This window comes from Maritalea sp. (assembly GCF_051251695.1).
Lineage (GTDB): Bacteria > Pseudomonadota > Alphaproteobacteria > Rhizobiales > Devosiaceae > Maritalea.
In genome coordinates, this window is record NZ_JBPOEU010000018.1 from 41,195 (window position 1) to 67,506 (window position 26,312).

Genomic DNA, 26,312 nt, shown 5'->3' on the forward strand with positions numbered 1-26,312 from the left:
ATAGCAGATTTGCATTTGTGATCAGGAATATACAGCAAGATGCTACGATTTTTAGGTTGGTTGTTCGGTTTTGGCGTGTTTATGGGGTTTGTGGTGCTTGGCGGCGTCGGCATATTCCTGTGGAACCTGTCGCAAGATTTGCCAGATTACACCGTTTTAAAAGACTATCAGCCTCCGGTTACCACACGGGTTCACGCTGCGGACGGCACTTTGCTCGGTGAATATGCGCGCGAGCGTCGGCTGTTCCAACCAATTGAAACAGTTCCGCCGCTTGTGGTGCAGGCTTTTATTTCTGTTGAAGACAAAGACTTCTATTCACATGGTGGATTGGCACTTGATGGGATTGTTCGTGCATTGCGGGACAATGTGCAGAATAAAATTGATGGCACTTCGGGACCACTCGTTGGGGCGTCAACCATCACCCAGCAAGTTGCGCGGAACTTTTTGCTGACCCTTGATCAAACCTGGGATCGTAAAATCAAGGAAATGCTGCTCGCCATTCGTATTGAGCAGACCTTTTCTAAAGATAAGATCATGGAGTTGTATCTCAATGAAATTTTCTTGGGGTTCAATTCCTACGGGATTTCAGCAGCGGCACTCAACTATTTCGATAAAGCGCTATATGAGCTGACTATTGCTGAGGCTGCTTACATTGCGGCGCTGCCCAAAGGGCCAGCAAACTATCACCCCATCCGCAAGCCTGAGGCCGCAATTGCGCGTCGTAATTATGTGATCGATCGCATGGTGGAAGAAGGCTACATCCAGGTTGCGGAAGGCGAAGCTGCAAAAAGTGAGCCATTGAACGTGTTCCCACGTACATCTGGGTCGCAAATTTTCTCCGCAGAATATTTTGCAGAAGAAGTGCGTCGCCGCTTGTCGAGCATTTATGGCGATGATCAGCTTTATGGTGGTGGCCTTTCTGTGCGTACGACAATGGAACCTCGGCTTCAAAGGTTCGCTCGCAAAGCATTGATGGACGGTCTTATTAATTTTGATCAGAAAAAGGGCTATCGCGGACCGGTTGAAACCATTGAGTTGGATGATGACTGGGGCGATGATCTTGCTGAGATCACGCCGTTGTCGGATGTTCCCGAATGGCGATTAGGCGTGGTAATCGAGCTTGAAGAAAATTCAGCGGTTGTGGGATTACATCCCGGAAAAAACCTGCAAAAACAAGTCAACCCAGAGCGGGAAACAGGCCAGTTGCCCGGCAAGCAGCAAAAGTGGATTTCGAAGTCTTTATCCAAGGTACTGAATTTGGGCGATGTGATCTATGTCGAGCAAGTTGAAGGCGAGGAGGAAGGCATTTATCAAATGCGCCAGCCTCCAGAGGTTGAAGGCGGCTTGGTCGCGATGGATCCACGGACCGGGCGTGTACTTGCGCTTGTTGGTGGTTTTTCATTCGCCAGTTCTGAGTTTAACCGTGCAACACAGGCGCAGCGCCAACCGGGTTCTTCGTTTAAGCCATTTGTTTATGCAGCGGCGCTTGATAACGGCTACACACCAGCATCAGTTGTGCTGGACGCACCGTTGGAAATCAAAAACTCTGATGGTTCTACGTATCGACCTGAAAACTATTCAGTTCAGTATTACGGACCGCAGACTTTACGTCGGGGTATTGAACGTTCAAGAAACGTGATGACTGTTCGGCTTGCTCAAGATATCGGTATGCCGCTTGTTTCCGAATATTCTCGCCTTTTCGGCATTCATGACAATTTGCCACCATATTTGGCGATGGCGCTTGGTGCTGGTGAGACAAGTGTAATGCGCATGACGGCCGGTTACGCGACGATTGCAAATGGCGGACGCCGGATTGAGCCGACACTTATTGACCGGGTACAAGACCGTTACGGCAAAACCGTGTTTAAGCACGATGAGCGTATTTGCGACGGTTGTGAAGTCGAGAGCTGGCAAAACCAAGCAGAGCCATTGGTTATTGATACACGAGAACAAGTGCTCGACCCAATGACGGCCTATCAGATCACTTCCATGATGGAAGGTGTGATTAAACGAGGCACCGGTGCGCGTGTGCGCTCAATTGGCCGCCCAGTAGCTGGAAAAACAGGCACCTCAAACGACTATAAAGATGCGTGGTTTGTTGGCTTTACCCCAGAAATGGCGGTAGGTGTTTATGTTGGTTATGACACACCCAAAAATATGGGACGTGCCGCAACAGGTGGCGAACTTGCCGCGCCGATCTTTACAGCTTTCATGAAAGAAGCGCTTGCGGGTAAACCGCCTACTCCGTTCAATATTCCTGCTGGCATGACACCGATTTGGATTGATCCCAAAACGGGCGTGAAAGTCGCTGGTGGTGACGGTGCTATTGTTGAAGCGTTTAAGCCGGGAACGGGGCCGAACCTGATCACCTCTGTTATTGGCATTGATTCTGAAGTCTTCCAAGAATTGGAAGGCGGCACGAGCCAGGACTTTAATGCAGGTCGTGGTGGGCTGTTCTGATTATAGCTGTTTGTAACAAGTTGACCTTTGCTGCGCGCGCCTTGCGACCGCAGCGCCGTTCGGCTAAATCTAAAGTTCCAATTTTCGCAAGAATTTATACGAGAGTTTAGAAGTTTCTTATGCGTGCAGAAATTCAAACCGTTGTCGATGAGATCGAGCAAGCCATGGGTTTGCTAAGGAGGCATCTTTGACTGGGATACGGCCCAGTCTCGCCTAGATGAATTAAACGAAAAAGCCGAAGATCCCGATCTTTGGAACGACACCGAAAAAGCGCAAGCTGTAATGCGTGATCGCACCTCTTTGGAGGGGCAGATCAGCGCCATTGCTGAATTGCAAGCTACGCTGACCGACAATGTGGATTTGATCGAGTTGGGCGAAATGGAAGACGACCAAGAAGTCGTCAAAGAGGCTGAGAAAGCTCTTGTTTCGTTGAAGGTACAAACTGACCGTCGGCAGGTTGAAACTTTGTTGTCTGGCGAAGCTGACGCCAATGATTGCTATGTGGAAGTACATGCGGGTGCCGGTGGCACAGAGAGCCAAGACTGGGCGAACATGCTTTTGCGCATGTATACGCGATGGGCGGAACGTAGCGGCCGCAAGGTTGAAGTTATGGAGATGCATGACGGCGAAGAGGCGGGGATCAAATCCGCGACTTTGCTGGTTAAGGGCATCAATTCATATGGTTGGCTAAAAACGGAAAGCGGCGTGCATCGGCTGGTGCGTATTTCGCCCTATGATTCTCAGGCACGTCGGCACACCAGTTTTTCTTCGATTTGGGTCTATCCAGTTATTGATAACACGATCGACATTGAGGTCGCTGAATCTGAAGTGCGGATCGATACCTATCGTGCATCTGGTGCCGGTGGGCAGCACGTCAATACGACAGATAGCGCGGTACGTATTACCCATCTTGAGACGGGTATCGTGGTGCAGTGTCAAAATGATCGTTCACAGCATAAAAACAAAGCTACAGCTTGGCAGATGTTGCGTGCGCGGCTTTATGAAGCCGAATTGCAAAAGCGCGAAGAAGCGGCAAACGAAGAGAGTGCGCAAAAGTCGGAGATTGGCTGGGGTCACCAAATTCGTTCGTATGTTTTGCAGCCCTACCAGATGGTCAAAGACTTGCGCACGAGTGTGGAAAGCACACAGCCTTCTGACGTGCTTGATGGCGATCTGGATGCTTTTATGGAAGCAGCGCTTGCTTTACGCGTCGGCAAGGACGACGACGAGTAGGGTTCAGTTCAAATATTTGGACAGCTTATTGCCCGCAACGATGAAACGCTCAGGATTGACCGGTTTGTCGTTGCGGCGCACTTCCAAATGAAGGTGAGGGCCTGTGCTGCGGCCCGTCGAGCCGACCAGTCCCAATACTGAACTCGCGCCAACCTTTTGGCCAACCTTGACCTTAATTTTTGACATATGCGCATAGCGTGACAAAAGGCCGTTCGGGTGGGTTACTTCAACCGCATTGCCGTACCCGCCTTTGCGCCCCGCAAATGTGACCTTGCCCACCCCAATGGAGCGGATTTTTGTGCCGTTGGAGGCGCGAAAATCTAGTCCAGAGTGGAACGCGGATTTTCCGGTAAATGGATCGCGACGATTGCCAAAGCGGGAACTATATTTGTTCGAATATGGAAGCGGGCGAAAGATTGGCGCGGACTTGATCACGTTTTTCGCATCTTGAAGGCGAGACAGGGCGGACATTGCTGAATTGGCGGCGTCTATGTGGTCTGATGGTTCAAAGTCTGGGCGTGCTGGGATGTACGGGCCACCAGTGGCTGCCTTGGCCCGAACCAATAGACCTGCGCGCTTAAGCTCTTTTGAAATCAAATCCGTGCGTTTATCCGCTGAAACTGCAATCGCGCTGAGGGCTGCTAAACTTTCGTTTTGCATATTGGTGATGTTTTTCGCCACACCTGCAATATCTGATGTTGAAGACACATTGGTAGTTGCTGGGCTAGAAGTTCTTAGGGCGGAACTTGAACTGGAGGCAACGTCGATGCCCAGGTCCTTAGCTTTTTGTGCCAATGACTTTACATAATCATGTTGTTCGAGCAGCAGTTCCTGTTGGGCAGCTAAGTCCTGCAATTGCAAGTTGATGTTGCCGGATTTTGCGAACTGACGTGAATGCAATCTATCCAACTCAGTGCGCAAATGAGCGATTCTGTTTTCATAGGCCGCAATTTGCAGGTCTGATTTCGCAGAAAGCGCGTCGGCTATTTTGGGTGACTTATAAAGCGCTATGGCCAGAAATATATTGGCCGAGAATAAAACGGCGACAAGGCCGTAAATCCAAGCATTCTTGAACTTACCGCGAAACATTATTGCGGAGAAGGAGGCGGATGCCCTTACAGTGTTCTGAGTTCCAAAGTTACGCACAAACTACTCGTTATTCTAATCAACCAGGATGTGGCTAAGCATGAACGTCTATGGTTAATAAATGTAGAAAAGCTAACCAATAATCGACGCAAGTGGTTTGTAAAACTGTGGGGTGAGCCCTGCAGCGCTGCGTGCTTTGTCATTAAAGGGCGGTTTTAATGCGCCACGAAAGTGATTGCGGACGAGATTTTGGAAGGTCTCAACGGGCTTTTTTTGCTCTTTATCACACATGTATCGAAACCATTTTGCTCCGAATGCAACATGACGTTTTTCATCATTATAGATGGTTTCAAGAATTTTGGCGGTGGCCATATCCCCGTGCCCGATGGTTCTTTCGATCATGGGTGGGGTAATATCAAGGCCACGGGCTTCAAGCACCTGAGGAATGATCGCTAATCTCGCCAACAAATCATGCGCTGTTTCTGCGCAAGATTGCCAAAGGCCATCATGGGCCGGCAAATCACCATAATTCATGCCGATTTGTTTTAGTCGACTGTCGAGTAGGCGGAAATGTTTGGCTTCCTCCATACCGACTTGGACCCAATTATCAAAGTAGGAACGTGGCAGCTTAGTGCCGCAGGAGCGAGCAACTAAATCCCAGGTTAGGTCGACTGCGCTTAGTTCAATATGCGCAAGCGCGTGGATGTGTGCCCGGCGTCCATCTGGCGTGCGCAGGTTTCGTTTTGGCATTTTATGGGGAGATAGTAGGATCGGTTTTTCGGGGCGACCGGGCGTTTCAGGCAACGCATTTTCATCCATGCGTCCTTTAGAGATTTTGCGATGGAACCAGTCTTTTCCAAGCTCCAGAGCGAGCTCTGTCTTTTTGTGCAAGTCAGGCTCTGTCACAATGGCAACAGAGCCTTCAAACAGGTTGAAACTTGGCATTAGCTTTGCGCGGACTTTACAAAGTCCAGCACGGCTTGTGCATGTACCTTGGCCCGCACTTTTCGCCAAATGTTCGCGAGGTTTCCTTTTTCGTCGATCAAAAATGTAGCGCGCTCAATACCGAAATGGGTTTTGCCGTACATCTTTTTTTCGACCCAAACGCCATATTGTTCAATTACTGTTTTTTCGGGATCAGAGCCTAAGATGACGCTCAGCTCGTGTTTTTTTCGAAAATTCTCATGCCGTTTGATGCTGTCTGCGGAAACCCCAATCACCACTGTATTGAGCGCCTCAAATTCTGGCAGCAACGCCGAAAAGTCGATGTTCTCTATGGTGCAACCGCTGGTATCGTCCTTTGGATAAAAGAACAAAACCACATTTTTGCCGCTCTGATCAGCGAGTGAGAATGTGCCGTGCGAATCGGTAGGTAGTTCGAACAGCGGGGCAGGGTTGCCAGTCTTGAGTTCTTCCATGGTAAAATGACCTTTGTGCGGTGAAGGTGTGTAAATATAAATGTGTATTATCAGTGCCTTAGTGCAGCCTGTTTTTCAAGCTAGAGTTGGTACTTGTGATCAAGTCTGTCAATTGACTATCAATGGAACGGGTAAACGCAAAATTGCGGGCTAAATGAACGAAGTAATTAACGATAAACGTAAGCCGTTTTGGCGACAGCATCGATTTATGTGGCCAATGTTTGCTTTGGTTGTGTTTGTCGCTCTGATCATAAGGCTAGTCGTTGCGCCCGTGAGCGTGCCATTTGTTGATCGTGTTATCCAAGATCAATTTGCTGCTCAATTCCCTGATGAGAGTTTCCAGCTTTCCTATAGCAAAAGTGGAATTCGCCTGAAAGACGGTTGGATGCCGACACTTCAGCTGGACGAAGTATCTGTGTTAAACACCGCCAGTGGCGCTAAATTTGACAGCGCTTCTGTGAAGCTTAGTTGGTTCACCCCAGCCATGTTTGTTGGCAGTCCAACTTTGGAAATTTTGGTTGAAAAACCAATTGTCCAACTGGTTCAGGACTATAGCGGCATTCGGCTGGCCCGGATTGAGTTGGACGACCCAAAGGGTGAACAACCAATCATTCGCTTGCAGACTGACGGTAAAGCCACCCAAAAAATTCGCGTCACCAATGATGGCATTATGACAGCGGTTGACGGTGCTGCGACACAAGCTGAAATAAAGTCTGACAATGCTTGGGCGATTGAAGGGGTCGAATCGCTTGAGGTCGCGCTTGCTGCGTTTTCGTCCAAGTCTCAATCCGTATCTTTTCGGGCACTCAATGTCGAAAGTGCCAATGTCGAGGTGGTTGATCGCATTTATCAACTCTATCGTCGCTTGGATGATGTTGATTTGCGCATGGAGCCGTTTGGGCAAGACGTCCATATGGACATTGAATTTTCCACCAGCGGACGTCGCACATTTGGCGAATTGGTTTGGTCGCCCGAGGATGCAGCAAAACGCAGTGTCAAAGGCAAGTTTGAGAATATCGATCTGGCACTGGTCCTTCCATTCGTGGATGATCAGGACGGGGTGTTTGCGCTTAAGGGCGGCACAAACATGTCTTTTGATGTGCAATATGCCAAAGAAGGCGTTGTACACGGCGCATTTGAAATTGACATTTCCAATGCTCAGGCAGGGATTGAGCAGGATCTTTTTGAGATTGAGGCGAATGATGCCGAGATTGAATGGTTTCCGCAGGAAGCTAAATATGTCTTGGCTCCGTTTGCCATAAAAGTTGGGCAATCTTCCAGTTTGGTTGATGGCGAGTTTTTGCTTGGCCTTGATGACCAATATGGCCCGACAGTGAGCTATTCAGTTCGCTTGCGCGACACGTATCTACAGCCCAATGATCTGGAAGCACCTGAGAATATTATCGATGAAATTTCGATGTCGGGTTGGTCAGCTCCCTTGTATGGCGCGACGGGCATCGACAGAATTTTGTTCACTGACGACCAAATTGAACTGGCCGGGCAGGGACGAATGGATGTTTTGCAAAAAGGGTTGGGTTTTGACATTTCCCTTTATGGCAAAGGAGCATCTGCAGATGATTTGAAACGCATCTGGCCGTATTTTTTGGCGACTGAAGCGCGTGAATGGTTTGTTGAAAACGTATCTGGAGGGCGCATAGAAGAAGCCAAGATGCGGTTCAACTTCCCGGTAGGAACCGTCGGGAAACCTGGCGAGGACCGCCGCATACCTGAGGGTGGTGTGACGATTGAAGGCAAGGCGAAAGATGTCAAACTGGTGCCATTGCCCGGGTTTCCAGCCATTGAAATTGATGGCACGACAAATGTGTCAGTCAAAGACCACAATCTAGTGATGGGGTTTGACCGTGCTGTTGTGCGGGATGAAAGCGGCGAAGTTATCATCGAAAACGCTGCATATCTCAACCGGGATAGCGGGGCGAAAGAACAGCTGTTTGAGATTTCGGGCCAGATTAAAGGCGCCATTTCTACCCTTGTAGCAATTGCCAACAAAGAGCCGTTGAACCTGCTTAAGGATTTTGAGGTTGAATACCGACCGCAAGATTTGACCGGTAACGCAGATGTGCAAGTGATCGCAACAATCTCGCAAGATGAGGGCGGAAAGCCCAAGGGTGTCGATTATACGTTGAACGGATCGGTGGATAATTTTGCGTCCAAGTTCCCAATTGAAGGGCGCACGGTTAGCGGCGGCAAAGTCAAGTTTACGGCTTCTCAAGCTGGTTATCGCGTCGCTGGACGTGCAACAGTGGATGGCATCGGCGCTGATATTTTGGTTGTGGCGGCTGACGGTGCGAACCCAACTATTACGGCAAGTGCAACGCTGAGTGAAGATGATCGAAAAAAGCTAGGGATCGACTTAAGCCAGTTTGTTGATGGTCCACTGCGCTTTGTCGGCAGACCATCTGGCGATGCCATTCAGCTCGCAGTAGATTTGACAGATGCGCAGCTTAAATTTGCTGAATTGGGGTTGCGTAAACCCAAGGGCGTAAAAGGACAATTGAACGCAACCTTGTTGATCGATGACACCTTGATAGATGCGCAAACCGTTGATTTGCGGTTTGGCAAAGTGCGGGTTGCGGGAAGTTTGAAATACGACACGGTCGCGGGTCTTCGCTCGGCAAATATTGTTGATCTGGTGTTAAACGATGGCGACAAAGCCAGCGTGTCCATGGAACCGATTAAGGGTGGATTTGCCGTAAAGGTTGTCGGCGAGCAGCTTGATTTAAAACCCATGCTCAAGCGTTTCCTTGGGCTGGGTGAAGATGCCAGCACGCAAGCCACTTCAAATGCCGAACAGCAGATTATTGATATTGAGGTTAAGCTGGACCGCGCCCTTGGATTTTATAGGACCACCGCTTACGGCTTGAACTCGCATTTGGTCTTTAAAGGTGCTGACTTTATCCGCGTGGATTTGCAGGCGTCGCTGGGGAATTCTAAAGTGGTTTCAATTGCCACCAATCCTGTGCCCAATGGCCGCCTTATGTCGGCAGCTTCAAACGACTTAGGCACTTTGTTGCGCTTCATCGGCATGTATTCAAGGTTGTTGAACGGTGAGGGCAGCTTGGTTCTAAGGGTCGAATCTGATCGATATCAAAATTCGGGTGAATTCGTTCTAACCGATTTCTCGCTGGTTGATGAAGATAAGGTGGCTCAAGTTATGGGCAATCACCGCGATAGCCGCAGTTTGATTCAACGCGAAAATCGTGTGAACTTTAGGCGTGGCTATGCCAAGTTTGAACGCTCTGGCGAGGTGATCACCGTTAAGGAAGCTTCGTTGGATGGTGGCACTATTGGTGGCACGCTAAGGGGTGCTGTTTATACTGACCAGCGGCGCTACGATTTGGTCGGCACATATATTCCATTGTTTGGCCTGAACAATATTTTCCAGAAATTACCCCTGCTTGGCAGGATTTTAGGTGGCCGAGAAGGAGAAGGGTTGTTGGGCGTAACATTTGCCGTACGTGGCGAATTGGATAATCCCAAGTTTTCCATCAACCCGGCGTCAATTTTGGCACCAGGTGTGTTCCGGCAGATTTTTGAGTTCCGTGCGCAGGGCGGTGACCTGCAGGCAAAGAAGGCGCTTGAGGCGGTCGATAAAGACAATTAAAATAAAAACGGGGCCGAAGCCCCGTTTGTAAAATATGTCTTTGTGAAGAGTGCTAGTTGCTATTCAGGACGCAGCAAAATGTGCCGTTTTTTTCCTGACGAAATTTTGATAACGCCTTCGGCCAGCAAGTCAGCTTCAGAAATTGATGAGCGTTCGTCCTCGACCTTATTGTCATTCAGCTTTAAAGCGCCTGATTTGATCATGCGACGTGCTTCGCCATTTGAGCCGGCAAGCCCAGACAGCACAGCTGCATTGAGAACGCCGATGCCTGCGTTCAAATCAGATTTGGAAATGACAACGCTGGGCAAAGAAAGGTCAATTGCGCCTTCTTCGAAGGTGGCCTTGGCGGTTTGTGCTGCCCGGTCTGCAGATGCCTGATCGTGCATGGTTGCTGTTACCGTCGTGGCCAAAAGCGCTTTTGCTTCATTTAGCTCCGCGCCTTCGCACTTTTCAATACGTGCAATTTCAGACATCGGCAACGTGGTGAATAGTCGGAAAAATCGCCCAACGTCGGCGTCGTCGACGTTTCGCCAGAATTGCCAGAAAGGATATGCGTCCAATCGATCAGGGTTGAGCCAAATCGCCCCATCCATGGTTTTGCCCATTTTGACACCTGAAGCAGTTGCAATCAGTGGCGTAGTAGCCGCAAAGTAGTTGTTTTTGCTTGCACGTCGCCCAAAGTCGACGCCTGAAATGATATTGCCCCATTGATCTGACCCGCCCAGTTGTAGTTGGCAGCCATACCGTTTGTTCAATTCGAAAAAGTCGTAGGCCTGAAACACCGAGTAATTGAATTCTAGCAACGACATATGTTGTTCACGTTCAAGGCGTGTTTGCACAGAATCGCGCTTAATCATTTCGTTGATCGAAAAATGCCGTCCATACTCGCGCAAGAACTCCAGCAGTTTAAGGTCTAAAAGCCAATCTGCATTGTCCGCCATGATGGCATCGGTTGGCCCATCACCAAACTTAATCAGTTTGGCGAAGCTGCGCTGCAACGCCGTCTTGTTGCTTTCGATGACCTCGTCGGTCAGCATTTTGCGCATCTCGTCTTTACCTGATGGGTCACCCACACGGGTGGTGCCCGAACCCATCAATGCTATGGGCCGGTGGCCAGTTTGCTGCAACCAATAAAGTAGCATTATTTGGACAAGACTGCCCACGTGCAGGCTGTCTGCGGTACAATCAAATCCAATATAGGCTGTAATTGGCCCTTCGCACAGTCTCTCGTCTAACGCCTGCGGATGCGAAAGCTGGTGAATAAATCCACGCTCTTCAATTGTTTGCAAGAACTCTGACTTGTACGTCACGCTATGAACCCCTTTAGGTAATGATTTTTAACGGCCGCCGCCGGACGCTATTTCTGCGCGTCGACGATCAAGGTATTCGGCACTGCGTTCCACCAGTTCTTCAATTTTGTCTTCAAAGAAGTGGTTCGCGCCTTCCACGATTTGCTGTTCAATCGTGATGCCTTTTTGGGTTTGCAACTTATCGACCAGTTTTTGCACTGATTCTGGTGGTGCAACGCGGTCATTCTCGCCATGGATGATCAACCCAGAAGATGGGCAAGGGGCAAGAAACGAGAAGTCGTAGAGGTTTTCTGGGGGAGCGACGGAAATGAAGCCCTCAACTTCTGGACGGCGCATCAAAAGTTGCATGCCGATCCACGCGCCAAACGAAAAGCCTGCGATCCAGACGCCGGGGCTTTCTTTGTTTAGCGTTTGCAGCCAATCCAGTGCAGCTGCTGCGTCAGATAGTTCGCCCAAGCCGTGATCGAAGGCGCCAAGAGAGCGCCCAACACCGCGTGAGTTAAACCGAAGAACAGAAAAGCCGCGCTCCACAAACATGTAATACATGTGATAAATAATTTGGTTGTTCATCGTGCCACCGAACTCTGGGTGCGGGTGTAGCAGGATGGCGACGGGCGCGTTTGGTTCCTTGGATGGCTGGTAACGACCCTCTAGGCGACCGGATGGGCCATTGAAAAAGACTTCAGGCATAAACTAGACCTTCTTTCGCGCTTCTAACTTGTCATTCTTTTTGTCGCGAACCCAACCAAATGAAGATGTGGGTGGCGGCGAAAAAGGTTGACGAATGGTTGCGTGCTTCCTAAAACGTGAGGACTAAAAACCAGTTTAGAATTATTCAAAACTAGTTTTTCGACCCATTAGTCTGAACTTGAGCGATCCTTTTACCTATTTAGGTGCTCAAATTTCAAGAACTGATTGGATTATTTGGCAAACTGAGTGAATGAATTTCGATAAATGACCAATAAAATCACATATCTTGACCATCATGCCTCTGCGCCGCTGCTTCCTGAAGCGCGTGAGGCTATGCTCGAGATGCTTGATATCGTTGGTAATCCGTCCTCGGTTCATGCAAATGGGCGCAAGTTACGCGCTGCGATTGAAGAGGCGCGGGATAAAGTCGCTCTAGCTGCCGGAACGGCGCGCGGACGGGTGATTTTCACCGGTTCTGCGACCGAAGCATTGACACAAGCGATCATTGGCGGCGCAAAGTCAGGCGAGGTTTCGCGCATTCTTTATGGCGCGGGCGAACATATAGCGGTTATCCGTGCTGTTGAAGCCAGCAGCGTTGACGCTCAACCCATCTCGATGTTGGCGAATGGCCAGTATGATATGGAACAGCTAGCCCAAAGCATCGCTGATGCGGGCGAGCAGCGTTTGATGGTTATTGTGCAGCAAGTGAATAATGAAACCGGGGTCATTCAGCCGATAGCGGATATCGAAGACCTATTGCGCGAAACGAACCATTTGTTGGTTTTGGATGCGGCACAGGGGTTTGGCAAGGTTCCGTTTTTCTTTGACCCATCACGGGTCGATGCGATGGCGATTTCTGCGCATAAAATTGGTGGCCCGGTCGGTGTTGGTGCGTTGATTGTGAAGCCCGCGATGGATGGTGCGAAATTAATACCCGGCGGTGGCCAAGAACAGGGACGCCGTGGCGGTACTGAAAGTGCGTCGCTGATTGCAGGCTTTGGCGCGGCATGTGTCGGCCTACATGAACGGTTCGATGCATTGCGTAAACACGAACTGGTCAATTTGGCGCAGGTCGAGCTGTTGAAAATCGTACCCGAAACCACCATCTTCGGTTCAAGTGTAGAGCGGACAGGGACCGCGCTTTGTTTTGCAATCCCTGAATTAAAGAATAACATTAGCATGATCAATTATGATCTTGAAAATGTGTCTCTTTCGGCAGGTTCCGCCTGTTCGTCGGGTAAAGTTTCTCGCTCGCATGTTTTGTCGGCAATGGGGGTTGGAGATGACCTCGCTGATTGTGCGCTGCGGTTGAGTGTGGGGTGGAACTCCACTGGGGATGATATTGAGAGATTTTTGGCGGTAACTAAAAAAATAGTTGCTCGTCACCAATCGAAACGTGGCGCTGCTGCGTAACTAGGTTGGAAAGAGTTTAGGAGCAAAAAATGGTAGCTGTTCAGGAAACAATTGATCACGTCAAAGAGATTGACGTCGATAAGTATAAATATGGGTTCAAAACCGATATCGAAATGGACATGGCACCAAAAGGCCTAAATGAAGATATTGTACGCTTCATTTCCGCCAAGAAGGACGAGCCAGAGTGGATGCTTGAAATGCGTCTTGATGCGTTTCGTCGTTGGCAGAAAATGGAAGAGCCTGATTGGGCGCGGGTAAATTACCCGGAGATCGACTTCCAAGACCTGTATTATTATGCCGCTCCAAAATCGACGCCAGGGCCTAAAAGCCTTGATGAAGTCGACCCCGAATTGCTTGAAACATACAAGAAGCTCGGCATTCCTTTGCAAGAACACGCCGCATTGGCTGGCGTTGAAGGTGCGAGAATCGCTGTTGATGCTGTGTTTGACAGTGTTTCCGTTGTGACCACGTTCCGTGAGGAATTGAAGAAGCACGGTGTGATTTTCTGTTCCATCTCAGAAGCGCTTAAGGATCATCCTGAGCTTGTGAGACAGTATCTAGGCACTGTTGTTCCAGCTACTGACAACTTCTATGCGACTTTGAATGCGGCTGTCTTTTCTGATGGTTCGTTTGTTTACATTCCAAAAGGCGTTCGTTGCCCAATGGAATTGTCGACCTACTTCCGGATCAACCAAGAAAATACCGGGCAGTTTGAGCGGACGTTGATTATCGCCGAAGAGGGCTCATATGTGAGTTACCTTGAAGGCTGTACAGCGCCAATGCGTGACGAAAACCAATTGCACGCGGCGGTTGTTGAGCTTGTTGCGATGGACGATGCTGAGATTAAATACTCAACTGTGCAGAACTGGTATCCGGGCGATAAAGACGGCAAGGGCGGAATTTATAACTTTGTGACCAAGCGTGGCGATTGTCGCGGCAAGAATTCAAAGATTTCTTGGACACAAGTTGAGACTGGTTCTGCTGTAACCTGGAAATACCCAAGCTGCATCTTGCGCGGTGACAATTCAGTTGGTGAGTTTTACTCAATCGCTGTTTCTAACGGTCATCAGCAAGTCGATAGCGGTACCAAGATGATCCATTTGGGTAAGAACACCTCAAGCCGGATCATTTCAAAAGGTATTTCTGCTGGTGTGTCTCAAAACACATATCGCGGGCAGGTTTCCGCACATGCCAAAGCAACTGGGGCACGCAACTTTACGCAGTGCGATAGTTTGTTGATCGGTGATAAATGCGGGGCCCACACGGTGCCTTACATTGAAAGCAAAAACCCAACAGCGGTGTTTGAGCACGAAGCAACGACATCTAAAATTTCAGATGATCAGATGTTTTATTGCCAGCAACGCGGCCTAAACGAAGAAGAGGCGGTTGCTTTGATCGTGAATGGTTTCGTACGCGAAGTGCTGCAGCATTTGCCGATGGAATTTATGGCCGAAAGCCAAAAGCTAATCGGCATCAGCCTTGAAGGCAGTGTCGGGTAAAATGGAAAAGCTTCTTTTTGCATTGGCAGTGGGCGCAGGCATGGGCTGGTTGGTCGCCGGTCGTGTCAAAAAGGAAGAGCCCAAGATGTACAGGCAAATTGGGCTAATTGCCGGCGTAATTGCAACCGTGGTCGTTTGGTCCGTTGCTGTTTTTGTCTGGTAAAACAAATATTAATGCAGCAACAGCTGTAAAACGAACAATTGCCTATGGGGTCCAAGATTTGAGCCCTTTAGGCGCTAAAGTTTGGCCGACAGGGATGACGGCCTAGATTGAAGGACGATGAGATGACAACGCCAATTCTTGAAATCAAAGATTTGCACGTAAAGGTCGAGGAAGAAGACAAAGAAATCCTCAAAGGCGTGAATTTGACTTTGCCAGCTGGCGAAGTACACGCAATCATGGGCCGCAATGGTTCTGGTAAATCGACGCTTTCATATGTGCTTGCGGGTAAAGACGGCTATGAAGTGACACAGGGTCAAATTCTGTTTCACGGCAAAGATTTGTTGGAAATGGGCGCTGACGAACGCGCGGCGGCAGGTCTGTTTTTGGCTTTCCAATACCCGATTGAAATTCCGGGCGTTTCAACCATGACGTTTTTGAAGGCCGCTTTGAACGCCCAGCGTAAATCGCGCGGTGAAGATGAGATGAAAATCCCAGACTTCATGAAAATGGTCAAAGAAGCGTCCGCTAAACTTGAAATCAAACAAGACATGCTGAGACGCCCCTTGAATGTTGGGTTTTCTGGCGGTGAGAAAAAGCGTGCGGAAATTCTTCAAATGGCGCTTATGCAACCTTCGCTTTGCGTTTTGGACGAAACCGATTCTGGGCTTGATATTGATGCGCTGAAAATTGTTTCTGAAGGCGTCAATAATTTGCGATCTGAAAATCGTTCAATGCTCGTGATCACGCACTATCAGCGTTTGTTGAATCACATTGTGCCAGATCGTGTGCATGTGTTCTCTGAAGGTCGGATTGTTGAAAGCGGCGATCGCGATTTAGCGCTTGAGCTTGAAAGCAAAGGCTACGCTGGTTTTGATGGCCAAGCGGCATAAGGCGGGTTTGATCCAATGAACGAGACAACTAAAACACTAAGTGGTGCAGAAGAAGCGCTTAAGGCGCATCTTTTGGCCCGTGGGCAAGACGAGGCGGCATCTAGCTTTGCAGCGCTTGGTTTGCCGACACGTCGTATCGAAGCCTACCATTATACCGATCTGAAATCATTGTTGCGCGATGTGCCTGAGGCACTTGCTGGTGATAATGATGGCGAAGACTCTAAGCGTTCAGCGTTTGAAGACATTGCTCGGATTGAAATCGTCAATGGCCGGTTGGCTGGGGATTTTGATATTGAGGGCGTTGAAGTTGCGACAAGCGCGAACAGTGTTTCTGGCAGCGATGCTGTCGTGGTGCTGAGTGAAGCGCTTGTTGGTGATGTGGTTGAAATCCAAATCAGTGGCGAAATCGATCAGGTTTTGCATATTGATCGGATTATTGACGGCGACGCAGCGATTAATGCGGACAAGGTTATTGTGCGCCTGGCTGATGGGGCGAAGGCCACTTTGGTCGAGAGTTTCAATGCTTCCAGTGCTGCGCATATGCGACTTGCCACAACTCAGGTTGAGTTGGGCGAAGACACGAACTTTGTGCATTTGCAGTTGGATGGCAATTCTGCTGAAACGCGGCACTTTGCGCATAATGGATATCGTCTTGGCGCAAACAGCTTGCTGCGCACGTTCGTGCAACATAGTGAAGCTCAACTGAGCCGCACTGTTGTGACTGCCGATTTTGTTGGTGGTGGTGCCCATGCTGATTTTGCCGGGTTGAACCTTTTAGCTGGCAACCAGCACGCGGACATCACCTTGAATGTCAATCATTCGGTGGCGGATACAACAAGTACCGAGATGTTTAAGCATGTGGTGCATGATCGGGCCAAGGCCGTGTTCCAAGGCAAAATCGTTGTAGCACCAGACGCGCAAAAAACTGATGCTCAAATGATGAGCCAAGGGTTGATCCTTTCAGAAGTTGGCCAAGTTTTGGTGAAACCGGAACTTGAAATTTTTGCCGATGATGTGATCTGTGCCCACGGTGCGACCTGTGGTGAACTTGATAAAAACTCATTGTTTTATCTGATGAGCCGAGGCATTCCGAAAAAAGAAGCTAAAGCGATGCTTATTCGCGCGTTTCTAGCGGAAATGTTTGAGCCAATTGAAGTCGAGGCTGTTGTTGAACAGCTTGAAGCGCGGGTTGACGCGTGGCTTCATGATCGGGACGAGGCATAAGCCCTTATGTTTGATTTGGAACGGGTACGTGCGGATTTTCCTATTCTAAAGGAAGAAATTCACGGCAATCGTCTTGTTTATTTGGATAGTGGCGCGTCGGCCCAAAAGCCTCGACAGGTTTTGGACCGGATTATGCATGCCTATAGTCACGAATATTCCAATGTACATCGGGGTTTGCATACACTCTCCAATCGCGCCACCGAGGCTTTTGAAGCGGCACGGGAAACTTGTCGGTCCTTTATCAATGCACCATCGGTGGATGACATTGTATTCACCCGATCTGCAACCGAAGCGTTGAACTTGGTCGCGCAAAGCTTTGTTGGGCCGCAGATCGGTGAGGGGGATGAAATTGTCCTCACTATGATGGAACACCACTCCAATATTGTACCGTGGCATTTCCACCGTGAACGCAAGGGTGCGGTGTTAAAATGGGTTGATGTTGGCGATGATGGCAGCTTCGACCTTGATCTGTTTGAAGCCCAATTGAGCGACAAAACAAAAGTCGTTGCCATAACACATATGTCCAATGTTTTAGGCACAGTGGTACCGATCAAACGGGTTTGTGAAATAGCCCACGCGAGGGGTATTCCTGTTGTTGTGGATGGCAGCCAAGGCGCTGTGCATGAAATTGTCGATGTGCAGGATATGGACGTAGATTTCTACATCATGACGGGGCACAAGCTTTATGGGCCAACCGGTATTGGTGTGCTTTACGGAAAAGCCGAATTGCTCCGCGAAATGCAGCCCTATATGGGCGGCGGCGAAATGATCAATGATGTGATGTTGGAAGACGTTACATATAATGAGCCACCGCATCGGTTTGAAGCTGGTACGCCACCCATTGTGCAGGCAATCGGTTTGGGCGCGGCGCTTAATTACATCAATGAGATCGGGCGTGAAAATATTATGGCCCATGAGGCTGATGTAGGTGCTTATGCGCGTGAAAAGCTGACGAAAATCAATTCTTTGCGATTGATTGGCGATGCGCCCGGTAAAGGTGCTATATTCTCATTTGCCATTGAAGGTGTTCATGCGCACGATTTAAGCACTATTCTTGATCGCTACGGTATTGCAGTGCGAGCCGGTACACATTGTGCGCAGCCCTTGTTGAAACGCTTTGGTGTATCCTCGTCATGCCGCGCATCGTTTGGTGTTTATAACGGCAAAGATGACGTAGACGCGTTGGTTGAAGCCATTGAAAAAGCGCAAAAATTTTTCGCTTAAAGGAATACAAAAATGAGTGACGATATGACTCAGAGCCCAGCAGAAGATAGCGAAGTTGCAGTAAACGCGGCTGATATCTCTATTGATAGTACTCTTGGCGAAGCAGAAATTTCACGATTTACTGATAATATTGTGGCAGCGTTGAAGACCATTTACGATCCTGAGATCCCGGTTGATATTTATGAATTGGGTCTTATCTATAAGGTCGATCTTGATGATAGTCGGAATGTCACGGTTGATATGACATTGACTGCACCAGGATGCCCGGTTGCTGGCGAAATGCCAATATGGGTTGAGAACGCGGTGCGTACCGTTGAAGGCGTGCAAGATGTCGCCGTAAATATGGTGTTTGAGCCTCCATGGGGGCCGGACCGTATGTCAGATGAAGCAAAAGTTGCTCTAAACTGGTGGTAATGTGATGAAAATTCTTTCGATTACGGAAAAAGCTGCGGGTCAAGTGAAAGAAATCCTTAGTCAATCGACTGACAAGGACGTCAACGCTGTGCGTGTTGGTGTGAAAAACGCCGGGTGTGCGGGGATGGCCTATACGCTTGATTATGTTAGTGAACCCGTTGTCGGCGATGATCATGTTGGCGAGCATGGGGTTGACGTCTATATCGACCCCAAAGCGACCCTGTTCCTTTTGGGAACGCAGATGGACTATAAAGAAGATATCCTAAAGTCAGAATTCACATTTGAAAATCCCAATCAAACAGGGGCGTGTGGATGCGGAGAAAGCGTTATGCTGGAACCAGCTGATCTAAAGGAATTGGCAAAAGCCCGCGCGGCTGCCGGCGAAAGCGCATAAGGCGCTCTGCCATTATTTAGTGAATGATGTGAAATGAAAAAAGTCGCTTAGGCGACTTTTGAATCGCGGAATTCTTCGTCGGTTTCGCAAATCACGCGATTTCGACCGTTACGTTTTGCCGTGTACAGGCATGCATCAGCCCGCTCGATGAGTTCGTGCAGATTTTCATCTTTATGAGACTGCGCGGCACCAATTGAAATCGTAATGCGGCCGAGCTTCTCATTCGTTGAGCGCTTCAAAAGTTCCTTGGCGTGGACAGCTTTGCGGATTTTCTCCGCAATCATTCGAGCACCACGAACGTCGGTATCTGGCAAAATGGCTGCGAATTCTTCACCGCCATAGCGAGAAGCATGGTCGCGGCCCTTGATGTTGGATTTTAGCGTCATCGCAACAAGACGTAGAACTTGGTCACCAGTTTGGTGCCCATAATTGTCGTTGAACGCTTTGAAGTGATCTATATCCATCATAAGGAGGGTGAATGGTTTGCCTTCTTTTTCAAAGGTTTCCATCTCTTGCTTCAAGCGTTGATCGAAGCTTTTACGATTGGCGATCTTAGTCAAAGGATCAAGCATGGTCTCTCGGCGTGCTGTATCCAAATCGCGTTTCAGACTAGAAATATCTTGCTGGGAAACTTTCAGCTTTTCTTCGAGATTCTTGTTTGAATCTCGCATCTGCGTCGTTTCTGCTTGGAGTTTGTTCGCTAAGCGCTTCAAACTGTCAGCATCCATTTCACCAGAAAGGCGCTCGCTCGCGTGATCCAGAGATCCTGAATAGATTTCTGCCGTATCGATTGCCTCATCCATGGCGCGATTAACCGCGTCAATTTTGGACGACATTTCTTGGCCAACAGATGTCAATTGTGATTCTAGATCGGAAGGATTGTCGAAAAATTCGCGGTAAACCAACAACACGGTTTCCATTGAAAGCACGCTGTCGTTGCCCAACAACATGTTTAAACGTTCGTTGAGTTGTTCATTTATGCCAGAAGCATAAGTGTAGCAAAGCTCATAAAAATGAGGATAAGGCGGAATCTTTGCCCGCTTCAACATTCCTAGCGCGGAAAAGGAATACTCCAATGTCCGCTGATAATCATGCTCAGATACAAGCATTTGCGACTAGGCTCCACCCAATACTCCCCCCGCAAATTGCGGGGCGAATCTCAAAAATTAACGTTCATGTTATCCACCCAAAACGATAAATTTTGGGTTAAAGTCTTGTTTAGCTCGCCTGTCTAACAGGTCGCAAGAGGAATGCTGGCACTTGATCAGACTGGCCGAATGGAACGGCGTCCTGCTTGTTTTTCTGCGCTCTATTATTTTGATGGCGCGTATTTGATTGTTTGTTTTCCGACGCTGGCAACTTCTGAACGTTTGTTGTGTTTTGTGGCTTTTGGGCTTCTGTTTTTTGCGGCTGTTCAGGCCTTTTCGTGCGTTCAGGTCTTTTTTGTTCAGGCTTCTTGCGTTCAGATGTGTCCCGTGCAGGACTTTTCGCTTCGACAGGAGCAGCTGAGGCTGCCTTATCGCTCTGGGCCCAATCAAGCTTCTTCTGAATGAGCTTTTCAATGGCGTCGAGATATTTGTTATCTGCTTTTGTTACAAGTGTAATGGATGTGCCATCACGACCCGCTCGACCTGTGCGCCCGATACGATGAACGTAATCTTCAGCATGGGTAGGGACGTCAAAGTTATAAACGTGACTTACATCAGGAATATCTAGGCCACGGGCAGCAACATCACTTGCAACAAGCAACTTCAGTTTATTGGCCTTAAACTTGGCCAGCGTGTCCATCCGAGATTTTTGATCCATGTCGCCATGAAGGGCGCCGGCATCATAACCATGCTTAACTAGCGACCGTTCAAGTGTGGCGATGTCGCGTTTGCGATTACAAAAGATAATCGCGTTTTTAAGGTCTTTTGCCTGATCGAGTTGATCACGCAATGCAGCACGTTTTTCAAATGGTTTACTGCCCACTTTAAGAACGCTTTGCGTAATTGTGTCGGCTGTCGAGTTTTGCCGCGCACTTTCCAGTTGAACAGGGTTGTTCAAAAATTTGTGGGTGAGGCGTGCAACTTCATCAGGCATAGTTGCTGAGAAGAACAGAGTTTGACGACGTTTTGGCAACAAAGATGAAATGCGCTCAATATCGGGGATGAACCCCATATCCAGCATACGATCAGCTTCATCAATGACGAAAATATCAACGCCGGTCATCAAAAGGCGACCGCGTTCAAAATGATCGATCAAACGCCCAGGTGTCGCGATGAGAACATCAGCGCCACGGTCGAGCTTTTTGTTTTGTTCTTCGAACGATACGCCGCCAATAAGCAACGCAACGGTCAACTTATGGTTCTTGCCATATTTTTCGAAATTTTCATGAACCTGTGCCGCCAACTCTCGTGTTGGTTCCAAGATCAAAGTGCGCGGCATTCGTGCGCGCGCCCGACCTTTTTCAAGCAAGGTAAGCATGGGCAAAACAAACGATGCTGTTTTGCCGGTGCCGGTTTGTGCAATGCCAACCACATCTCTTTTTTCGAGAATATGAGGAATGGCTTTTTGCTGAATGTCTGTGGGGATGGTGTAGCCAGCGTCAACAACAGCGTTGGTAACGGCTGTGCTCAGCCCCAGATTTGCGAAATTTTCACTCAAGTAAATACGTCCACTTTGCCGATTACGGTCTAACTTATGAAAATTAGTGGCCCCGCGAACAGGACAATAGCGTGCGTTACTCTTAAGTCAATGCACATATTTGATTTTTGTTAATGAAAGCCAATGGCTTGCCGGTAAGACTGTAAGAAATTCACGTTTTTCTATATGGATTTACTTAATTTGTCCCAATCGAGGTCAAATATCGAGATCGTTCGCGAACTCGGCGTTCTCTTGGATAAACTGAAACCGTAACTCCGGTTTATTACCCATCAACCGATCGATCGAATCTTTGGTCGCTGCTTGTTCGTCTTCCACACTAATTTGCACCAACCTGCGGGAACCCGGTTTCATCGTGGTCTCTTTGAGGTGTTGGAATGGCATTTCGCCCAGTCCCTTAAATCGTGTTATTTCGACTTTGCCTCGGCCTGTAAATTCTGCTTCCATGAGCTGATCTTTATGCTCATCGTCATTTGCATAAATTGTTTTTGACCCTTGGGTGATGCGGTAAAGGGGCGGCATGGCCAAGTATAAATGGCCCTCATTTATCAATTCAGGCATTTCTTGGAAAAAGAACGTCATCAATAGCGAGGCAATGTGGGCACCATCAACGTCAGCATCTGTCATGATGATGATCTTGTCATACCGCAAATCATCGCCTTTATATCGATCTCTGGTGCCAGAGCCCAAAGCTTGAATTAGGTCGCCGATTTGTTGGTTCGCCATGATCTTGTCCCGCGTCGCGCCTGCAACGTTTAGGATTTTACCACGAAGCGGCAAGATGGCTTGGTTTTTACGGTTACGGGCCTGTTTGGCGCTTCCGCCAGCCGAGTCTCCTTCGACGATGAAAATTTCAGCGCCCTGCGCCGCGCCTTGGGAACAATCTGCAAGTTTGCCGGGCAAGCGCAATCTGCGGGTGGCCGATTTGCGATCAATTTCTTTTTCTTTACGTCGGCGGATACGTTCTTCAGCGCGGTCTACTGCCCAATCCAGAAGCTTTGCAGATTGGTTGGGGGAGGCTGCAAGCCAGTGATCAAAAGCGTCACGGATCGCGTTGTCCACGATTTTGGTCGCGTCGCCGCTTGAAAGCTTGTCTTTTGTTTGGCCAACAAATTCTGGTTCGCGGACAAACACCGACAATACAGCGCTGCAGTTCGCAAGAATGTCTTCGGCGGTAATCACAGCTGCGCGTTTGTTGCCCGTGAGTTCGGCATAGGCTTTTATTGCTCGGAGTAGGGCGCTGCGTAGTCCCGATTCATGGGTGCCGCCATCTTGGGTGGGCACCGTGTTACAATAGGAATTGATAAAGGCGTCGCCCAATGTAAAGGCAATTGCCCATTCAACGGAGCCGTGCTTGCCTGCACTGCCCTTACGACCTGCAAACAGCTCTTCAACGATACGTGGACGCCCTTCAACGCGGCGTTCAACATAATCCTTCAAGCCATCAGGAAATAGAAACGTTGTTTTGGCCGGGATGTCCGTGCCTTCAACCAGCGCTTCGTCGCAAGACCAACGAATTTCAACGCCAGCAAACAAATAGGCTTTAGCCTGCGCCATATCATGCAGGCGTTTTGGGATAAATCTTGCCTTATCGCCAAAAATTTGCGGATCAGGATGAAACTTGGTGCTGGTGCCACGACGGTTGCGAACTGGGCCGTGATCAATAACGTCGGTTGTTGCAAGTCCGCGCGAAAAGGTCTGTGAATAAAGGCGTTGATCCCGAGCAACTTCAACAATCATATCGTCAGAAAGGGCGTTTACAACAGAAACACCAACGCCGTGCAGTCCACCAGATGTCTCGTAGGCTTTTGAATCAAACTTACCACCTGCGTGCAATGTCGTCATGATGACATCCAGCGTTGAGCGGTCTTTAAACTTAGGGTGTGCTTCAACGGGAATGCCGCGACCATTATCTGTTACGGTCAAATAGCCTTCGGCATCAAAGTGAACTTCAATCCGCGACGCATGGCCAGCGATTGCTTCATCCATCGAGTTATCAATAATTTCGGCAAACAGATGGTGGAGGGCATTTATGTCGGTGCCGCCAATATACATGCCAGGCCGACGGCGAACGGGCTCTAGACCTTCGAGCACCTCAATATCTTCGGCAGTATAGGTGCTACCGTCAGAAGATGAGGTTATTTTTGGCCGCGCAGGCGTGGGTGCTGGTTTGGGCGCACTCGCACTAGATTGTGGCGCAGGTTGAGACTCGCTTTTCTTTTTTGGGACTTCATCACCAAAATTTCCGAAAAGATCGTCATCGTTGTTCATTTTGCGCCTTACTTAAATTCGAATCATTGTTTGGTTGTGAGTAGCACGATTGGATCATCAGTTGGGTATCAATTCAATTTCTCAATTGAGGTTTTTCCCATAGATTCTGGTGATTTATAGAACATCAGGGTGTGGAGATTTGGACCCTATAGCCATCGAGTTTCTTGCCTCAAGTATAAACAAAACCTTATCAAGTGTCTCGTTAAGCGACGGAAAGTATTGACGAAATCTAACTTTGCCGTCAGCACTTTTTTAACAACGACGTGCTAAAACTCTTTTCATACGGTTAGATGAGTTTGGAGTTCCCGTATATGATCGTGAAATCAACGGCCAGCGTATTAGGTCAGCGGACTGAAGCGATAATTCATTGGTTGGAGCAAGTCGGATTTGGTAGTTTTGCGTACCGACTTGCCCACTTACCAATTTCTCGCCAACTTATGTTGTGGACATTTGCTGGCTTGTTTGTGTTTGTTTAGTCCACCAAAACCCATCCATATCATGTTTGCACTTGCGGGCGCTTAGTCGCTGGGTTAGCTTTTTCACGAAACTGAATTTGACTAACTCTAGACGCGGGGAGAGCAAGATGAATATGGCGCATCGAATTTGCTTATTATGGTTTGGCCCGCGTATCGCCCTGCAGATTTCTTAGATGTGTAGGGCCAATCGATAAAGTTTCTTTTCAGTATCTTTTACGGTTTGCCCAATTGTGGCCGCTTCTATTGCGGTTGTTCGAATTTTTCGACTTCTTATGTCGTTAAGGGCAATAAAATGACTTCCATCCAACTCAAAGACGTCAGCGCCATTGCGCAGACCGAACTCTTCAAAAACATCAACCTCAATGTGTCCAATGGCGAGAGTGTTGGGCTTATTGCTGCCAATGGTCGGGGAAAAACGACCTTGCTCAGTTTTTTGGCTGGGCTCAATGAACCAAGTAGCGGACAAATTGCTTTTTCTCGGGGTGCGAAAATTGGCTATGTCGAGCAGGAAGTTGAAAATGATCAGCTTGAGCAAACGGTTTATGATTTCGTTTCAACAGCTCTAACCAAAGAACAGTTAGAATATGAAGTTTGGCGCGTTGATGTGGCGCTTGCTGAGTTCGAAGTGCCGGAAGAACAATATCACGCGCCTATGCGCCGGCTTAGTGGTGGTTGGCGCCGGTTGGTGATGATTGCGCGGGTTTGGCTGACGGAGCCAGACATATTGCTGCTCGATGAGCCAACCAACCATCTTGATTTGGCGAAAATTGTTCAGTTGGAAGAGTGGATTAAACGCACGTCAAACCAAGTGCCGATGATAGTCGCGAGCCATGATCGAGCATTTTTAGACAATTGTACCAACCGCAGTTTGTTCCTACGTCCGGGCGTTTCGCGATACTTTTCCCTGCCTTACACGCAGGCCAAGGTTGCGCTTGAAGAGGAAGACGTCGCTGCGGAAAAGGTTTTGGTCAAAGAGCAAAAGCAAGCCAAACAACTTCGTCAGAAGGCGGCGAAGCTCTATAATGTCGGGCTTAATAGTGGCTCGGACCTTTTGCAAACCAAAGCCAAGCAACTTCGTCAACGGGCAACCGATATTGAAGACAGTATGCGTGACCTTCACCAAGAACGGCACGGCGACATTACGCTGGCCAATAGCGGTACCCACGCAAAGGTTTTAATGTCGTTTGAAAATGTGACAGTGAGCGCGCCGGACGATCGGAAGCTCTTCGATATCAAAAAAGAGCTGATTTACGCCGGGGACAGGATTGTTGTTTTGGCGGAAAACGGTGCTGGTAAAACTCAACTTGTCAAATTGGTTCATCGTTCGTTTTTGAAAGAAGGCGCCGTTCCTGGATTATGGGTGACGCCTTCGACGGTGCTTGGCTATGCGGATCAAGAAATCTCGCAATTGCCAGTTGATGAAACCCCGGAGAATTTTATTCTTCAGCATCCCGGTGTTGGGAACGCAAGATGTCGGTCACTTCTGGCTAATATTGGATTTGAGTTTGAAAAGCAGTCAAAACCGATTGGGCAATTGTCTTACGGGCAACGTTCGCGTTTGGCGCTCTTAAGTCTTAGATTGCTTGAGCCTAACTTTTATCTGTTAGACGAACCAACAAACCATGTGGACATCCCAGGGCGTGAACGTTTGGAGGCTGAGATCGTCGAAAAGGGCGCGACAGCTATTATCGTTTCGCACGATAGGGAGTTCGTTCGTTCGGTTGGGACGCGCTATTTCGAGATCGAAAAGAAACGGAAACTTCTTCTTGAAGTGAATTCGCCAGAATCGTTTTTTGAGCGCATGATCAACTGATACTTCGGACATATTTCGCGAGACCTGGTTATGACGCCAAATGAACGAATTGATGCGATTTAACTATGC

At 48.7% G+C, this 26,312-nt stretch carries 21 protein-coding genes; 13 read left to right on the top strand and 8 right to left on the bottom strand.

What is annotated here, in order from left to right:
* Positions 1 to 39: 39 nt before the first annotated feature.
* Positions 40 to 2,460 carry a penicillin-binding protein 1A gene (locus tag ACSHWX_RS12065; protein WP_435668478.1) on the top strand — a complete coding sequence of 807 codons (2,421 nt, stop codon included), beginning with the start codon at positions 40 to 42 and terminating at the stop codon, positions 2,458 to 2,460.
* 119 nt (positions 2,461 to 2,579) lie between these two features.
* Positions 2,580 to 3,693 (top strand): peptide chain release factor 2 gene (gene prfB, locus ACSHWX_RS12070; protein WP_435668479.1). Its coding sequence is split into 2 segments (ribosomal slippage): positions 2,580 to 2,648 and positions 2,650 to 3,693, totalling 1,113 coding nucleotides; the frame shifts between segments, so codons are not numbered across the junction.
* Between the two features lie 3 nt (positions 3,694 to 3,696).
* On the opposite strand, the gene ACSHWX_RS12075 is transcribed toward prfB, so the two are convergent.
* The 3 genes from ACSHWX_RS12075 to ACSHWX_RS12085 form a co-directional block, all read right to left on the bottom strand.
* On the bottom strand, positions 3,697 to 4,839 hold the full coding sequence (locus tag ACSHWX_RS12075) for a M23 family metallopeptidase (RefSeq protein ID WP_435668480.1): 1,143 nt from the start codon (positions 4,837 to 4,839) through the stop codon (positions 3,697 to 3,699).
* 72 nt (positions 4,840 to 4,911) lie between these two features.
* A complete protein-coding gene (locus tag ACSHWX_RS12080) occupies positions 4,912 to 5,724 on the bottom strand; it encodes a ferritin-like domain-containing protein (protein WP_435668481.1) in 813 nt (270 codons plus the stop codon).
* A complete protein-coding gene (locus tag ACSHWX_RS12085) occupies positions 5,724 to 6,197 on the bottom strand; it encodes a peroxiredoxin (RefSeq protein WP_435668482.1) in 474 nt (157 codons plus the stop codon). Before ACSHWX_RS12085 ends, ACSHWX_RS12080 begins: the two co-directional genes overlap by 1 nt.
* A 154-nt stretch (positions 6,198 to 6,351) precedes the next feature.
* Here ACSHWX_RS12085 and ACSHWX_RS12090 point away from each other — a divergent pair, with 154 nt between their 5' ends.
* Positions 6,352 to 9,819, top strand: coding sequence for a hypothetical protein (locus tag ACSHWX_RS12090; RefSeq protein WP_435668483.1), 3,468 nt, complete (start codon positions 6,352 to 6,354; stop codon positions 9,817 to 9,819).
* 59 nt (positions 9,820 to 9,878) lie between these two features.
* On the opposite strand, the gene tyrS is transcribed toward ACSHWX_RS12090, so the two are convergent.
* On the bottom strand, positions 9,879 to 11,129 hold the full coding sequence (gene tyrS / locus ACSHWX_RS12095) for a tyrosine--tRNA ligase (protein ID WP_435668484.1): 1,251 nt from the start codon (positions 11,127 to 11,129) through the stop codon (positions 9,879 to 9,881).
* Positions 11,130 to 11,156: 27 nt separating this feature from the next.
* Positions 11,157 to 11,819 carry an alpha/beta hydrolase gene (locus ACSHWX_RS12100; RefSeq protein ID WP_435668485.1) on the bottom strand — a complete coding sequence of 221 codons (663 nt, stop codon included), beginning with the start codon at positions 11,817 to 11,819 and terminating at the stop codon, positions 11,157 to 11,159.
* Positions 11,820 to 12,083: 264 nt separating this feature from the next.
* Between ACSHWX_RS12100 and ACSHWX_RS12105 the strand changes: the two genes are divergently transcribed.
* From ACSHWX_RS12105 to ACSHWX_RS12140, 8 genes are all read left to right on the top strand, one after another.
* On the top strand, positions 12,084 to 13,232 hold the full coding sequence (locus ACSHWX_RS12105; RefSeq protein WP_435668486.1) for a cysteine desulfurase family protein: 1,149 nt from the start codon (positions 12,084 to 12,086) through the stop codon (positions 13,230 to 13,232).
* A gap of 29 nt (positions 13,233 to 13,261) precedes the next feature.
* Positions 13,262 to 14,731, top strand: a complete 1,470-nt coding sequence (sufB, locus tag ACSHWX_RS12110) for a Fe-S cluster assembly protein SufB (protein ID WP_435668487.1) — start codon at positions 13,262 to 13,264, stop codon at positions 14,729 to 14,731.
* Position 14,732: 1 nt separating this feature from the next.
* On the top strand, positions 14,733 to 14,894 hold the full coding sequence (locus ACSHWX_RS12115) for a hypothetical protein (protein ID WP_435668488.1): 162 nt from the start codon (positions 14,733 to 14,735) through the stop codon (positions 14,892 to 14,894).
* Positions 14,895 to 15,028: 134 nt separating this feature from the next.
* Positions 15,029 to 15,784, top strand: a complete 756-nt coding sequence (gene sufC, locus ACSHWX_RS12120) for a Fe-S cluster assembly ATPase SufC (protein WP_435668506.1) — start codon at positions 15,029 to 15,031, stop codon at positions 15,782 to 15,784.
* Between the two features lie 15 nt (positions 15,785 to 15,799).
* Positions 15,800 to 17,008, top strand: coding sequence for a Fe-S cluster assembly protein SufD (gene sufD, locus ACSHWX_RS12125; RefSeq protein ID WP_435668489.1), 1,209 nt, complete (start codon positions 15,800 to 15,802; stop codon positions 17,006 to 17,008).
* Positions 17,009 to 17,014: 6 nt separating this feature from the next.
* Positions 17,015 to 18,232, top strand: coding sequence for a cysteine desulfurase (locus ACSHWX_RS12130; protein ID WP_435668490.1), 1,218 nt, complete (start codon positions 17,015 to 17,017; stop codon positions 18,230 to 18,232).
* A 24-nt stretch (positions 18,233 to 18,256) separates the two neighbouring features.
* The gene (locus ACSHWX_RS12135) at positions 18,257 to 18,646 is read left to right on the top strand and encodes an SUF system Fe-S cluster assembly protein (RefSeq protein ID WP_435668507.1); all 390 of its coding nucleotides are present in this window, start codon (positions 18,257 to 18,259) and stop codon (positions 18,644 to 18,646) included.
* Between the two features lie 4 nt (positions 18,647 to 18,650).
* Positions 18,651 to 19,040 carry a HesB/IscA family protein gene (locus tag ACSHWX_RS12140; RefSeq protein ID WP_435668491.1) on the top strand — a complete coding sequence of 130 codons (390 nt, stop codon included), beginning with the start codon at positions 18,651 to 18,653 and terminating at the stop codon, positions 19,038 to 19,040.
* Positions 19,041 to 19,087: 47 nt separating this feature from the next.
* Here the strand turns inward: ACSHWX_RS12140 and ACSHWX_RS12145 are convergent, their stop codons facing one another.
* The 3 genes from ACSHWX_RS12145 to parE form a co-directional block, all read right to left on the bottom strand.
* The gene (locus ACSHWX_RS12145; protein ID WP_435668492.1) at positions 19,088 to 20,149 is read right to left on the bottom strand and encodes a GGDEF domain-containing protein; all 1,062 of its coding nucleotides are present in this window, start codon (positions 20,147 to 20,149) and stop codon (positions 19,088 to 19,090) included.
* Positions 20,150 to 20,258: 109 nt separating this feature from the next.
* Positions 20,259 to 21,686, bottom strand: coding sequence for a DEAD/DEAH box helicase (locus ACSHWX_RS12150; RefSeq protein ID WP_435668493.1), 1,428 nt, complete (start codon positions 21,684 to 21,686; stop codon positions 20,259 to 20,261).
* 195 nt (positions 21,687 to 21,881) lie between these two features.
* A complete protein-coding gene (parE, locus tag ACSHWX_RS12155; protein ID WP_435668494.1) occupies positions 21,882 to 23,954 on the bottom strand; it encodes a DNA topoisomerase IV subunit B in 2,073 nt (690 codons plus the stop codon).
* Between the two features lie 311 nt (positions 23,955 to 24,265).
* On the opposite strand from parE, the gene ACSHWX_RS12160 reads away from it, so the two are divergent.
* Together ACSHWX_RS12160 and ACSHWX_RS12165 are read left to right on the top strand one after the other, a co-directional pair.
* Positions 24,266 to 24,430, top strand: a complete 165-nt coding sequence (locus ACSHWX_RS12160) for a hypothetical protein (RefSeq protein ID WP_435668495.1) — start codon at positions 24,266 to 24,268, stop codon at positions 24,428 to 24,430.
* A 292-nt stretch (positions 24,431 to 24,722) separates the two neighbouring features.
* Complete coding sequence (locus ACSHWX_RS12165) at positions 24,723 to 26,243, top strand: ATP-binding cassette domain-containing protein (RefSeq protein ID WP_435668496.1); 1,521 nt, start codon at positions 24,723 to 24,725, stop codon at positions 26,241 to 26,243.
* Positions 26,244 to 26,312 lie beyond the last annotated feature (69 nt).

What these genes read in the sequence shown, in the direction of transcription:
- ACSHWX_RS12135 (WP_435668507.1), top strand. Translation starts at nt 18,257, where the DNA reads ATGACTCAGAGCCCAGCAGAAGATAGCGAAGTTGCAGTAAACGCGGCT.
- ACSHWX_RS12100 (WP_435668485.1), bottom strand. Translation starts at nt 11,819, where the DNA reads ATGCCTGAAGTCTTTTTCAATGGCCCATCCGGTCGCCTAGAGGGTCGT.
- sufD (WP_435668489.1), top strand. Translation starts at nt 15,800, where the DNA reads ATGAACGAGACAACTAAAACACTAAGTGGTGCAGAAGAAGCGCTTAAG.
- ACSHWX_RS12105 (WP_435668486.1), top strand. Translation starts at nt 12,084, where the DNA reads ATGACCAATAAAATCACATATCTTGACCATCATGCCTCTGCGCCGCTG.
- ACSHWX_RS12115 (WP_435668488.1), top strand. Translation starts at nt 14,733, where the DNA reads ATGGAAAAGCTTCTTTTTGCATTGGCAGTGGGCGCAGGCATGGGCTGG.
- ACSHWX_RS12165 (WP_435668496.1), top strand. Translation starts at nt 24,723, where the DNA reads ATGACTTCCATCCAACTCAAAGACGTCAGCGCCATTGCGCAGACCGAA.
- ACSHWX_RS12130 (WP_435668490.1), top strand. Translation starts at nt 17,015, where the DNA reads ATGTTTGATTTGGAACGGGTACGTGCGGATTTTCCTATTCTAAAGGAA.
- ACSHWX_RS12080 (WP_435668481.1), bottom strand. Translation starts at nt 5,724, where the DNA reads ATGCCAAGTTTCAACCTGTTTGAAGGCTCTGTTGCCATTGTGACAGAG.
- ACSHWX_RS12065 (WP_435668478.1), top strand. Translation starts at nt 40, where the DNA reads ATGCTACGATTTTTAGGTTGGTTGTTCGGTTTTGGCGTGTTTATGGGG.
- ACSHWX_RS12145 (WP_435668492.1), bottom strand. Translation starts at nt 20,149, where the DNA reads ATGCTTGTATCTGAGCATGATTATCAGCGGACATTGGAGTATTCCTTT.
- parE (WP_435668494.1), bottom strand. Translation starts at nt 23,954, where the DNA reads ATGAACAACGATGACGATCTTTTCGGAAATTTTGGTGATGAAGTCCCA.
- ACSHWX_RS12140 (WP_435668491.1), top strand. Translation starts at nt 18,651, where the DNA reads ATGAAAATTCTTTCGATTACGGAAAAAGCTGCGGGTCAAGTGAAAGAA.
- sufB (WP_435668487.1), top strand. Translation starts at nt 13,262, where the DNA reads ATGGTAGCTGTTCAGGAAACAATTGATCACGTCAAAGAGATTGACGTC.
- ACSHWX_RS12090 (WP_435668483.1), top strand. Translation starts at nt 6,352, where the DNA reads ATGAACGAAGTAATTAACGATAAACGTAAGCCGTTTTGGCGACAGCAT.
- ACSHWX_RS12085 (WP_435668482.1), bottom strand. Translation starts at nt 6,197, where the DNA reads ATGGAAGAACTCAAGACTGGCAACCCTGCCCCGCTGTTCGAACTACCT.
- ACSHWX_RS12160 (WP_435668495.1), top strand. Translation starts at nt 24,266, where the DNA reads ATGATCGTGAAATCAACGGCCAGCGTATTAGGTCAGCGGACTGAAGCG.